This is a genomic window from Angelakisella massiliensis, from assembly GCF_900104675.1.
Taxonomy (GTDB): Bacteria; Bacillota; Clostridia; order Oscillospirales; family Ruminococcaceae; genus Angelakisella; species Angelakisella massiliensis.
The window spans coordinates 1,666,210-1,678,999 of the sequence record NZ_LT629945.1; the positions used below are offsets into that span (position 1 = coordinate 1,666,210).

Here is a 12,790-nt window from a genome sequence, read left to right on the forward strand (position 1 = left end):
AAGGAATGAGGGCAAAACGAACATTGTGCGCTGTACTGGCTGCGGCGCTGATTATCTCGCTGGTGGGATGTGGAGGCAGCACACAGGACCCCAGCGCGTCTCAGAGCGCGATGGGCGGGAACAGCGGCCCTGTGGTGAAAGCAGAGCCTGCCACCCTGGATGAGCTGCAGCTGCGGGACAAAAAGCTGCTCTATGAGAATCTCGATCCCACCGAGGTGGTTACGATGTATCTGACGGTATCCACCGGCAACGCCGCTGAGAACACAGACCACACCTGGGAAGAGATCAACAGCTATTCCGTCTATGACTACGATGCAATGGGGGTGGATCGATACCAGGTGGCAGGGCTGCTTCAGGTGGGAGATGAGAACGGACCGCTGCCCGGCGAGCTGGGTTTCGGACAGTCCGCGCCCAACTGCACAGTACAGATTCGAGGTCAGACCTCCAGCAAGCTGCCCCAGAAGAATTACAAGATCAGCGTGAAGGACAACAAGGGGGAATGGAGGGGCCAGACCACCATTGCCCTGAACAAGCATCAGAGTGATGGCCTGCGTTTTCGCAACAAGATGGCCTACGACCTGATGGCGGGCATCGACGAGATGATGAGCCTGCGTACCACCTTTGTACACCTGTATGTCAAGGACACCACCGCCGGCGGCAGCGGCCAGTTTGTGGATTATGGCCTTTACACCCAGGTGGAGCAGCTGAACAAGACTGCCCTGAAGACCCATGGACTGGACAAGAACGGGCATCTCTACAAGATAAACCTTTTTGAGTTCTACCGTTACGAGGACGTTATCCGCATGGCAGACGATCCGCTCTACGACCTGGATGCCTTTGAGGAGCTGCTGGAAATCAAGGGAGATGACGACCACAGCAAGCTGATCCAGATGCTGGAGGCGGTCAACGACTACGGCAGACCGGCGGAGGATGTGCTGGAGGAGTACTTTGACATCGAGAACATGGCCTACTGGATGGCCTTCCATCTGCTGGTGGGCAACCGGGACACCCAAAGCCGCAACGTCTACATCTACAGCCCTCTTAATTCCAATAAATGGTATTTCTATTCCTGGGATAACGACGGCATGCTCAAACGCACGGAGTACGCCCTGGCTGACCGCTCAGATGGCCAGGGTTGGGAGGATGGAGTGAGTAACTACTGGGGCAACGTGCTGTTCCAGCGGGCACTGAAGACCGAGACCTTCCGCACAGCGCTGGACAATGCAGTGGAAGATCTGCGGGCCTATCTTTCTCCCCAGCGTATCGACGACATGACCGAGACGTACAGTGCCGTTGTGAAGCCCTACCTTTACCAGATGCCCGACATACAGTATGCCCCTCTCACCCAAACCCAGTACGATGAAGTGGCTACCGCACTCAATGGCGAGATCGAGACCAACTACCGCTCCTACAAGGAGTCCTACAAAAAGCCCATGCCCTTCTACATTGGCGTGCCTCGCAAGGAAGAAGAACAGATGGTTTATCAGTGGGATGCTGCCTATAGCTTCAGCGGTGAAGCCCTCACCTACACCTTCGAGCTGGCATCCGACTATACTTTTGCCGACCCCATCATCCGCCAGGAGGATCTGCTGCTGCCGGAATACAAGGGCGATCTTCTGCCCGAAGGACAGTATTTCATGCGGGTGACAGCCGCCAACGCCGGCGGCTATGAGCAATACGCCTTCGACTATTATGTCATCGAGACCGGAAAGGTGTACGGCGTCAAATGCTTCTATGTGGACCAGGACGGCGTCATCACGGAGGATGTGTATGTGGAAAACTGAGCGTTACCGCCACGAGTGGAAATACCTCATCGATACCGCCCAGAAGGAGGCTATATGCAGCCGCCTTGGACCGATGATGCAGCTGGACCCTCATGCTGTGAATGGAGGCTACACCCTGCGCAGTCTGTATTTTGAGGACTACTTCCATTCCGCCTATTCAGAAAAGGATGCCGGTGTTTTGCTGCGCAAGAAATACCGCATTCGCATTTATGACTATTCCGACCGCAGTATCAAGCTGGAGCGCAAAAAGAAGACCGGCAGCTACATCTTCAAGGAGTCCGCCAGGCTGACCCGGCAGCAGGTCTATCAGATTCTGGAAGGGGACTATGGGTTTCTGCTGGTAAGCGATCAGCCCCTTTGCCGGGAGTTTTATTACGAATGCGTCAGCAATGTAATGCGGCCGCGCACCATTGTGGACTACGAGCGGCAGCCTTGGATTGTGGACGCGGGCACTGTGCGCATCACCTTTGACATGGATGTTCGCGCGGCGGTGGGCAGTTTTGACATTTTTGATCCCACCCTGCCCGGTCTGTCGGTGCTGGAGCCGGGCAAATGCGTTATGGAAGTGAAGTTCACGGAGCTTTTGCCGGATTTTGTGCGGCAGGTGCTTCCTGACAGGGCCTCGGAGTTCACAGCCGTATCCAAATATGTGTTGTGCTATGAAAAGACCGCCTATCAAAACGATTTTGAACACTATTGGTTCAATAATTAGGAGCGTGTGAAATGAGCGTTCAAGATTTCATCAAAAAATCTATTCTGGAGTCGGGCGCCTTTGATCAGGCCACCGTGCTGGAAATCTCCGTCGGTTTGCTGACGGCTCTGCTGGTGGGTGCGCTGATCTATCTGGTCTACAGTAAGTTCTATGTGGGTGTGATCTACTGCCGCAGCTTCGCCATCACCCTGGTGGGTATGACGGTGCTTACCGCCATGGTCACCCTGGCCATCAGTACCAATATCGTAATTTCCCTCGGTATGGTGGGTGCGCTGTCCATCGTACGCTTCCGTACTGCCGTTAAAGATCCTCTGGATCTTTTGTATCTGTTCTGGGCCATCACCTCGGGTATCGCTTCCGGCGCCCAAATGTATGTGCTGGTTGCTGTGGCGGCCATCATCATGATCCTGCTGATCGCTCTCTTCCGAAAGCACCAGCTTAAGGGTCGCATCTATATCGCAATCATCCACTACACCGGTGAGGGAACGATGGAGAACGTGATCCGGGCCTTTGGCAAAATGAAGTATTTCGTCAAGTCTCAAACTGTCCGCAAGGATTCCACCGAGATGGCAGTGGAGTTGTTCTTCAAAAAATATGATCCGCTGTTCCTGGAGCGTCTGCGTGCTGTCAACGGGGTGCAGGATGCTACGCTCATTCAGTACAACGGCGAATACCACGGCTGATGTACTGCTGGCCGAACATCCCGTATCCAGAAAATTCGGATGGTTTGTCTCACTGCGTCCCGGGCTGGTTTTGCAGAAAACCGGCCCGGGGTTTTGCCTGGGTGTTTCAGCCTAAAAATCACCAGTCAGTAGTGTAAGCCTTACCTGAAAAGACAGAACAGTGCCAGCGTGTTGGTACCAGGTATTTTCTACGGAAAAATTCCTTTTGGCAGCGATAACGATAGGCCGCTGACAGCCCATACAGGGCAGATATTGCCCCATGATATTTTTCAACATATCCTCATTCGTATATGCTCTGTTTCCGGCCAGGCCCTCAGATCAAACAGGCAGGACGTTATTGCTTTCGTATTCTTCCTGTGCAGCCATGGGGCTTTTCTTCACCCAAAAGAAGGAAAATACATAAAAAGTGATGTGCGGCGGGGCCGAACCCACCGGCCGCGGCGATGAGCTCAGGCTCTGGAGGCTCCGCCAGCTGGATTTTCCCTGCTTTCATGACGGAGTGCTCGCAGCTGATGCAATGAACTCTGCGGCGTCAAAGTGTCCGTCAGTATGGGCCGGTACTGCTGTCCGGCAGGGAGAAGCATTTTGTTCGCTGCGGTTGTGCGCAAACCATTTCAGGTATAAAGGCTTTCAGAAAAAGCCAGAGCTGCAGTGGATACTGTGAGGCGTAAAAGTGTGGGCAGCTCTGGTGTACAATTTCGCCTTTACAAATTAAGGAAGGAACAATATAATAAACATGGTTATTGATAAAGTAAAGCTGCTTCGCAAAACGTTTCTGATGAGCGGTTGCCGGGCAAAATCATTTTACAATGGGGGATCGTGTGTCTGCCTTTTTTGACTACACCGCATCCTCTGTTGACCTGCCGGAGGTTCTGATCGGGTATATGTTTGATGGTGATGCTGCTGACCGGGCAGTGCCGCCACCGCCCTGCACAGCTGGCGGATGGGAAAATCTTCGCCTGGATCTGTCGGCTGTGCCTGCTTTTGTGTCTGCTGGAAGTGATGGGCTTCCTGCTGGACGGCCGCCAATTTTCCGGCGCCAGGTCTGCGGCTATGGGATGCAACGTGCTCCTGTTTATGCTGGGTACGCTGCCGGCCTATCTTTGGGTGTGCTGCCTCAACAGCCACCTGGGGCGGCACCAGCGTCTGCTTGCGGTACTGCCTGCCGCGGTGGTGATGGTGCTGTCGGTGGCCAATCTGTTCGCTGATGTGTTCTTCGGCATCACCGCTGACAATGTCTACTACCGGGGGCCGCTGGCTTGGTTTCCTTATGTGGTTACGGTGGGCTATCTTATCGGCGGAGCAGTGCTCATCAAGCTCAGACAACGGCGCACCGGCCGTTATATTTATATGCCCATAAGCGCGTTTTTGCTGCCGGTTTATTTGGGCATTGTTCTGCAGCTGCTTTTTTATGGACTGTCGTTTATATGGGGAGCGGCAGCGCTGGGGCTCACCAGCCTGTACATCAGCCTGCAGAGTGAGCTGGCCTTCCGGGACCCGCTGACCAACCTTTACAACCGCAGCTTTCTGCTGCACTATATCCACAACCAGAAGAAGAAGGTCACACTGACAGGTATCCTGCTGGATGTGAACAGCTTTAAAGCCATCAATGACACCTTTGGCCATCAAAAGGGCGACTGCATCCTGCAGGCTGTGGCCCATATGCTGCTGGAGGCTGCCACTGACAAAACAGTGGCGGTAGTGCGCTACGGCGGCGATGAGTTCGTGGTGCTGATGATGGACGACAATCAGGAACAAACGCAGCTGTTCCGCCAACGGCTGGATCTGTACCTGGATCAGTACAACCACACCCAGGGCGCCACAACCCCCATCTCCCTCTCAGCGGGCGTGGCCCGTATCGAGCTGGGCACAGGAGCTTCAGAACTGTTCTTCCAGGAAAGGGACCGGAAGATGTATGAGGATAAAGCGGCTTTTTATCAGCGTATGCAGGAAGACGTTGTCTGCGTGGATGAGTGGTATTAACATCGCACAGGGGGCGAAAGAAATGAAAATGCGCAGGGAACGTCACTGGATCAGTCTTGTCCTGAGCGGGGCGCTGCTGGTGTTCGTTGCGGCGCTGCTGGCAGTGACCGTGGCACTGGTGCGCACCAAGCTGCTGAAAAACGCCCAGGACTTCGGTATGGCATTGGTGCAGAGCTACGCCATCGAAGAGGCGATGAATATCGAGAATTTAAAGACCAGCGTGCGGATTGCCAGCCAGTATGTGGATGAGATTGTCAAGGACGGCGGTGACCCTGGGCAGGTACAGCAATGGCTGGCAGGCTATTTCCGCAAAATGGCCGATACCATCGGAGAAGGGCTGATCGATATTTACGCGGTGGTGGACGGCGGCATCGTGGCAGCCAACCCCTGGGAAGGGGACTTGGACGATGATTTTCGTCAGTCTGAGTGGTATACAGAGGCGATCCAGGCTGATGGTGAGCTGGTATGCGGCGAAGTGTACACCGACGCCATTACTGACCAAATGATATTCACCATCTCCGTGGCACTGGAGGATGAGGGAAATGTACTGGCGATGGATGTGTTCGTTCAGAATCCCCAGCTGCATACCACCCTCAACACCCTGCCGGAGAATTTTTCCTATTATCTGTGTGACCGAAGCGGTGATCTGCTCTATGCCAGCACCATCTGGCAAATAGATACCGAGCAGCTTCAAAAATTTGTCACCTATATGCTGGACGGTATTGAGGATGGCTCCCTCACTGGTTATGACAGTTTTTTCAACGACCGCAGCGGTGTGCCCCGCAGCCTGTACTACCACCATATGGAGAACGGTTGGACAGTGATCATCACAACACCGGTGAGAGACATTCTGATGGGCGAGACCAACGCGTTTGTGGTGTTCATAGGAGCCATTGCCCTGGGGCTGTTCTTGTTGCTGGCCTTCTTCACCATACAGGATTTCCTCCACAGCCGCAGTATGCGTATTGCCAACAGGACGGCTCAGCTGCTGGGTGATTCCTTCTATGCCATCTACCGGGTGAATCTGAAAAACGAAACTTACAAAGCGCTCAAATACCATGAATCCATGAAGGGTGTGCTGCCCCCACGGGGGAACTACTCTTTGCTGATGGAGACCATGAGCAAGGTGGTGCGGCCCAGTACTTTCCAGGCGGTGGAGACCAGCTTCTCCATTGAAAATATGCGCCAGCGGGTACATCAGGGTATCACCGATTATGGCGGTGACTTCCAGCGGCAGTTCGCCAGCGGATACCGATGGGTGAATATCCACTCGCTCTACAACGAGGAGCTGGCCCCTGATGAGGTCATCCTCTGTTTCCGGGATGTAGAGGACGAGAAAAAGCGATCGATGCAGCATACCGCGGTACTGCAGGCCGCACTGGACGCCGCCCGCAAAAGTGCCAAAGACCGCTCGGACTTCTTCAGCCGTATGTCACACGATATGCGTACCCCCCTCAACGCCATTTTGGGCTGCTGCAATCTGGCACAGCGCAGTCTGAATGAGGGCGATGCCCACCAAACTCAGGACTATCTGGGCAAAATATCTTTCGCTGGAAACCAGTTGCTGGATCTGGTCAATGATATCCTGGAACTCTCCCGCATGGAGGCTGGCAAGGGCGGCCTGGACCAAAAGCCCATGGACCTGTGCCGCCTGCTCAATGATACCGCCGACCTTTTCCGGGACCAGCTGCGGGAGGCGGGCAAGATCTTCGAAGTGTCCATCCAGTTTGAGCAGAATGAGGTTCTGGGCGATGAAAAGAAGATCAACCAGATACTCAACAACCTTCTGTCCAATGCGGCGAAGTATACAAACCAGGGCGATACCATCCGGCTGGAGGCCCGGCAGTTCCGTTTCCATCACAACAGCAAGTATCAGGTGGTGGTGGAGGATACCGGCATTGGTATGTCTGAGGAATTTCAGGAGCATCTGTTTGATCCTTACGCCCGCGAAACTTCCTTTTCCGCTCATCCCGTGCTGGGCAGCGGACTGGGTATGTCTATTGTCAAGATCCTTGTACAGCAGATGAGCGGCGAAATCTCGGTGGAGAGCAAGCTGGGGGAGGGGACCCGCATCACTGTGACGCTTCCCTTTGCCCCCGCCGGCAATCCGGTTGCCAAAGAGGAAGACGAAAGCCCGGCGTTTTGCTGGGAGGGCCGGTGTGTGCTGGTGGCGGAGGATAATGAACTTAACCGGGAGATGGCCACTGCCATGCTGGAGCAGATGGGCGCCCGGGTCATTACCGCTGACAATGGCGCCCATGCGGTAGAGGCATTCCTGGCCCAGCCGGAGGGCGTGATCGACGCTGTTTTGATGGATATGCAGATGCCGGTGATGGACGGCTGCGAGGCAACCCGCGCCATCCGTGGCCTGTCCCGGTCAGATGCTGCTGATGTGCCGATCATTGCTGTCACCGCCAATGTCTTTTCTGAGGACGTTGACCGCACCATGAGGGCGGGTATGAATAGCCACATCCCAAAACCTGTGGACATGGCCGTCCTGGGAAGGGTTATGCAGCGGCTGATGGCGGAGCGAGAGCGGGGAAAGGGAAGCGGCCGCGCTCCCCAGGACAAAACCGCCGAGGAGATGGAAACGTGAGTGCCGAAGAAAAAAACGCGCTCCTTATCGTGGACGATGAGGAGTTGAATCGGGCGATTCTGGCCAATATTTTTCAGACGGACTACGATATACTTGAAGCAGAGGACGGTCAGCAGGCGTTGGAGCTGATCGAGGGGACAAGCCGTCCGTTGAGCGCCATCCTGCTGGATGTGGTAATGCCCCGGCTGGATGGCATCCAGCTGCTTCGCATTTTGAATGAGCGTAAGCTTACGTCGGTGGTACCGGTGTTCCTTATCACCGCTGATCCCGGCGACGACACTATGCAGAAGGCATACGACCTGGGTGTTATGGACGTCATTGCCAAGCCGGTGGTGCCTTTTGTGGTACGCCGGCGGGTGCAGTCTGTGGTGGAGCTGTTCGCCGCACGGCGGCTGCTGGGCGCAGAGGTAGAGCGTCAGCGGGATCAGCTCCTGTTCCAGGCCGAACAGTTGGCTGAAATGAGCATGGGTATGGTGGAAGCGCTCTCCACTGCCATCGAATTCAGCAGCGATGAGTCGGGGGAGCATGTACGCCGTATCCACGATATTACCTGTATGCTGCTGGGAGAAACGCCGCTGGGTGACGGTCTCTCGGACAGTGAAATACGCCTCATCGGCATGGGCGCCGTTACTCACGATGTAGGCAAGATCTCTATTCCCGATGCCATTTTGAACAAAAAAGGCCGTCTCACCCCCGATGAGTATGAGCTGATGAAGACTCATACCACCCAGGGTGCGCAGCTTTTATCGCACATCCCGCAGATGCGGGAACATTCCGCCTACCGTTATGCTTACGACATTGCCCTGCACCATCACGAGCGTTGGGACGGCGGCGGTTACCCGGAGGGCCTCAAAGGAGATGAGATCTCCATGTGGACCCAGGTGGTCTCTCTGATAGATGTCTATGATGCGCTGGTCAGCGAGCGCTGCTATAAAAAGCCGATTCCTTTTGACCGGGCCACAGAAATGATTCTGGACGGAGAGTGCGGTGTGTTCAATCCCCGCATGCTGGAATATTTCCGCAAAGCGGAACCCTGGATGCGGCAGCTGTATAAAAAAGAGGAATCAAGCCGCTCATGGGTGAAGTGACCTGCCGCCGTTTGGTCAAGGTCAGCGTAAACACAGAGAGCATAAGCACTTTTGGAACAACTGGATGGTGCTGTTTTTTGATTGCATCAATAACGAAGCCGCACGTTACCCACCATCCGGCTGATCTGAGATAGGGGGAAACGGATGGAGCCTTTGATTTTTCGGCATGATGCTCGCCGGAGGAATTTTACAGTGAATAAATATCTTACAGAAGATATGAGTAAAATCAATGTTTTTTAGGACAGCGAAGAACGGGACAGATCCAAACAACGGAATCATCAGGCGTCAATAGGGTGTGATCAGGTATGACAGCGCCCTTTTCTGTTCCGCTGGCCAGGCCGCAGATTTTAAAAGAGTCTGCGGTTTTTTCCCTGAAAGCAGGAGGTGATGGTTTATATTATTACTTCCGGCAAACAATTGGGGTTTTGGTCTTGGCGATAGTAAAAACTTGAGATCACCTGGATATAAATTGCAATTTTGGACAAGAGAAAAGAACCTGAGGCACAATTTGGCTTCAGGTTCTTTTTTGATATAGTTGTTCAGTTTAGACTTGCTGGAATGCGGGCAAGGATTTTGGAAAAAAGAAAAAACCGGGAGCACGATTGAGCTCCCGGCTTTTTGCCTGGTGGGAAGGGTGGTCAGTTTAGATCTCCCAGCCAGCTATAAAGCAGCTCGCAGTCCAGCCCCGTCACATCCATCAGAGGGATGCTTGTGCCGTCCTCCAGGATCAAAGCACGCTCAGTATCTGAAAACTTTTTCAATATCCCGGTGGCAGTAACATAACTGCCCCCGGCCTTCTTTTTGTCAGGGGAAAACCATGTAGCAGTTATCATCGGGTGCTCATCTATCAATTTCCGAAGGATCTGCAGTTTATTATCCAGCAGGGTTTTTTCGTCTTCACTCAGCTCGATTCGTTCCTGAGTAACCCGTGAGGTTTCAGCGATGGCTGCGCCATGACCGGTAAGAGCCGCAAAGGGAGAAAACTGTGCCGCCCGGTCCATCATGGACATTCTCGGATGCCTGGCGGAAGTGGGATGCGGCAGATGGATGATGTCGTCATATTTTCCGTTCACTGCTGATGCCCTCCGATCTGCTGGTTCCGCTCCCTGGCGGTGGCCCCCTCCTCCAGATTCATGCCTTTGAGGATCGCGTTCTTTCCAAATTTCTTCTTGATCCCCAGCATGGCTTCCTGTATCTTTTTCTCCCGGGCATAGGCCGCGTCTTGTTCCGCCTGCTTCTGCTCCTGTGCTGTGTAGTCGGTGAACAGATCCAGCTGCTCCGGCTGCTGCCGCTGCCGTGCAGTGGCTTCGTCCGCCAGATGGTTGGCGCTGATGCTCAGCCGCCGGACCAGCAGAGCTGGGTCTGTGATCCGGTCATAAAGCTCGCTCACCGCTTTCATCAGATCCTGGGCCGAAGAGGAATATTGTCCCAAATTGGCAGTCCCATGGGCGTGCTTTGGGATCTTTCGCCCGTAGTGGTCGGTGGTAACCGGGCCGGTATAGTGTTTTTGGCGTTCCGGGTCGGTAAGGTTTTCAATGTCATACCCCACCGTGAGCACCAGCTGATCGGTGAGCAGCCCCTTGTCCACCAGGTCAAGGGCCAGGGAGTCTGCCATCTCCCGCACCACCAGCCGGGCCTGCTCAAAGGTATAGGGGTTCTGGAGCACCTGCCCGGAAACAATGCTTTTATTTTCCGGCTTGTAGGCTTTCACATCCGCTATGGTGCAGGGTTCCCAGCCCCAGGCGTGGTCAATGAGCAGCTCCGCGTTGACCCCAAACAGGCGGTAAAGCAGTTCCTCGTTGTAAACTTCATCGGGTTTCCCGAGGGAACACCGGGCGATATCTCCCATGGTATACAGGCCATGAGATTCAAGCTTTGAGGCGTAGCCCTTTCCCACCCGCCAGAAGTCGGTGAGAGGGCGGTGGCTCCACAGCTTTTGCCGATAGCTCATCTCGTCCAGCTCAGCGATCCGCACCCCATACTCATCTACCGAAACGTGTTTCGCTTCAATATCCATGGCGATCTTGGCCAGATACAGGTTGGTGCCGATGCCGGCCGCCGCCGTGATACCGGTGGTTTGCAGAATATCCAGGATGATGGCCCGGGCATATTCCCGCCCGGTCATTCTGAATGTCTCAAGGTAGCTGGTGGCGTCGATGAACACCTCATCAATGGAATAGACATGGATATCTTCCGGAGCCGCATATTTGAGATAGACCTGATAGATTCGGGTACTCCACTCAATGTAGTTCGCCATCCGGGGGGGAGCGACAATATAATCCAGAGCCAGGGAAGGATTTCCCTTCACCTCCGGGTCATGCCAGGAAGAACCGGTAAGTTCCCTGCCGGGAGCTTTCCATTTTCGCTGGGCGTTGACCTCGCCAACCCGCTGTACCACTTCAAAGAGCCGTGCCCGTCCCGAGATCCCATAGGCTTTGAGGGAAGGGGTTACCGCCAAACAGATCGTCTTTTCCGTGCGGCGCTTGTCCGCCACCACCAGGTTGGTGGTCATCGGGTCCAGCCCTCTCTCGATACATTCTACCGAGGCGTAAAAGCTCTTGAGATCGCAGCAGATGTAGCAGTTTTCTTTCATACCTCGGTCACTCCCTTCCTGTGGCGTATAATCCTGCGCCTTTTCTTCATTAGTATACCACAGGGGACGGGATTCATCGAGGGTGCTTTGCTCCAAATGAGCAGATTCTGCCAGTTTTTCTTTCAGGACTGTTTTCGTCCATCCGAACCGCAGAACAGCATTCAGATACCAAACCCGTTCCGCCAGCTCCAGATCCGCTTCTAAAATCAAAATGTTGTGTGTCCAGCCGATCTGCATGGCAAGTTCCAACAGGTCAGGATGATCCCCATATGTCTGATAGAAAGCCCGCATCCGCCGCAAATTCCGGGGAGAAAAGCCCGTGAGTTCCGGCCTGTTCTGCTGCAGATATTCCGCCGCTGCCACCGCCGCACCTTTTTCGGATCTCATGGAAACCGCTTTTCCGATGGCGGTATACTGCTCCATTTGGGCGACAGTGCCGGCGATGATCTCATCCAGCAGGGTATACAATTCTGTGTAGTCTACTGGTTTGCGCTTATTCATGGCTTTCCTCCCTTCTGATGCATGGCATCGTTTTACTATGTATTTTTCCAAAAGAAAAAACGCAGCCGAAGCTGCGTCCATCTTTTTCTGTCAAACCACTTTTACGATTTGCTCCCAAAGCAACACATATTTTTCCTCGAAGATCCGGTTGTCATGATAGTGACCGAACAGCCAGTAGTGGAATTTCGCCTTTTGACGAACATCCTCCAAAAAATTGGTCAGGGGATCATAGCCATAAGCGCCCCCGCTGAGTAAATCCACGATGTGATTGGGAGCTGCGTGGGTAATGATATAATCCACTGCCCATCCTGATTGTTCCAGGATCTTGTCCGCCTCCTGGTATTCCCCGCTGGATGGCATTTCCTCCTTCCACCAGCTGCGGTGGTTGACCCGGAACCGTGCCCCTATACTGCGGTAATACAGATACTGCTCCCAGAAATCTTCGCTGAAGGGACTTAAGATTCCATCCTCAATGTCGTGGCTCCTCCCGCCTCCCATGGTGAAGAAGCTGTGTCCCTGCAGCTGGAACACCTGGCTTCGCAGGAGATGGATTACATGGGGACGAATACGCTGTACCTTTCCACCGTTCCAGTCCTCTGCCGGGTATTCCGCCAGAAGGTCAAAGTTTTCATGGTTGCCGGAAACGAACAAGACCGTAAAGGGAAGCTGTTCCAACCAATCCAACCGTTTGTTTTCCTGTTTGCCTCCATCCCAAACCCCGCCAAAATCTCCGCAGATGATTACATAATCATCCTTCGTCATAGTTGCTTGCTCGGGGAAATATGCTTCCCGAAAGCGCTCAAATGTGCCATGGGTATCCCCGGTAGCATAAATCATGGTGATCCCCCCT

At 54.0% G+C, this 12,790-nt stretch carries 9 protein-coding genes and 1 pseudogene; 6 read left to right on the top strand and 4 right to left on the bottom strand.

The genetic code is table 11. The features are described 5' to 3' along the window. Positions 1-5 precede the first annotated feature (5 nt). The 6 genes from BQ5383_RS13215 to BQ5383_RS13245 all read left to right on the top strand — a co-directional run bounded on the left by BQ5383_RS13215 (position 6) and on the right by BQ5383_RS13245 (position 8,846). Entirely contained in the window at positions 6-1,784 is a 1,779-nt protein-coding gene (locus BQ5383_RS13215) for a CotH kinase family protein (RefSeq protein ID WP_071432684.1), read from the top strand. Beyond that, complete coding sequence (locus BQ5383_RS13220) at positions 1,771-2,496, top strand: polyphosphate polymerase domain-containing protein (protein WP_235821986.1); 726 nt, start codon at positions 1,771-1,773, stop codon at positions 2,494-2,496. The genes BQ5383_RS13215 and BQ5383_RS13220 overlap by 14 nt, the downstream gene beginning before the upstream one ends. A gap of 11 nt (positions 2,497-2,507) precedes the next feature. Next, positions 2,508-3,179 carry a DUF4956 domain-containing protein gene (locus tag BQ5383_RS13225; RefSeq protein ID WP_071432689.1) on the top strand — a complete coding sequence of 224 codons (672 nt, stop codon included), beginning with the start codon at positions 2,508-2,510 and terminating at the stop codon, positions 3,177-3,179. Positions 3,180-4,070: 891 nt separating this feature from the next. Then, positions 4,071-5,162, top strand: a complete 1,092-nt coding sequence (locus tag BQ5383_RS13235; protein WP_071432694.1) for a GGDEF domain-containing protein — start codon at positions 4,071-4,073, stop codon at positions 5,160-5,162. Between the two features lie 22 nt (positions 5,163-5,184). Then, positions 5,185-7,758 (top strand): hybrid sensor histidine kinase/response regulator, encoded by a 2,574-nt coding sequence (locus BQ5383_RS13240; protein ID WP_071432695.1) that lies wholly within the window; start codon positions 5,185-5,187, stop codon positions 7,756-7,758. After that, positions 7,755-8,846 (top strand): HD-GYP domain-containing protein, encoded by a 1,092-nt coding sequence (locus BQ5383_RS13245; protein WP_071432697.1) that lies wholly within the window; start codon positions 7,755-7,757, stop codon positions 8,844-8,846. Before BQ5383_RS13240 ends, BQ5383_RS13245 begins: the two co-directional genes overlap by 4 nt. A 638-nt stretch (positions 8,847-9,484) precedes the next feature. Here BQ5383_RS13245 and BQ5383_RS13250 read toward each other — a convergent pair. From BQ5383_RS13250 to BQ5383_RS13260, 4 genes and pseudogenes are all read right to left on the bottom strand, one after another. Then, on the bottom strand, positions 9,485-9,919 hold the full coding sequence (locus BQ5383_RS13250; protein ID WP_071432699.1) for a hypothetical protein: 435 nt from the start codon (positions 9,917-9,919) through the stop codon (positions 9,485-9,487). After that, positions 9,916-11,439: a Y-family DNA polymerase gene (locus BQ5383_RS13255; protein WP_071435100.1), complete on the bottom strand. Its 1,524-nt coding sequence runs from the start codon at positions 11,437-11,439 to the stop codon at positions 9,916-9,918. The genes BQ5383_RS13250 and BQ5383_RS13255 overlap by 4 nt, the downstream gene beginning before the upstream one ends. Before the next feature lie 111 nt (positions 11,440-11,550). Next, positions 11,551-12,021, bottom strand: a pseudogene (locus BQ5383_RS21590) (DUF1016 N-terminal domain-containing protein); the annotation flags it as partial. A 9-nt stretch (positions 12,022-12,030) separates the two neighbouring features. Further along, positions 12,031-12,777, bottom strand: coding sequence for a metallophosphoesterase family protein (locus BQ5383_RS13260; RefSeq protein ID WP_071432701.1), 747 nt, complete (start codon positions 12,775-12,777; stop codon positions 12,031-12,033). Between the last annotated feature and the right edge of the window lie 13 nt (positions 12,778-12,790).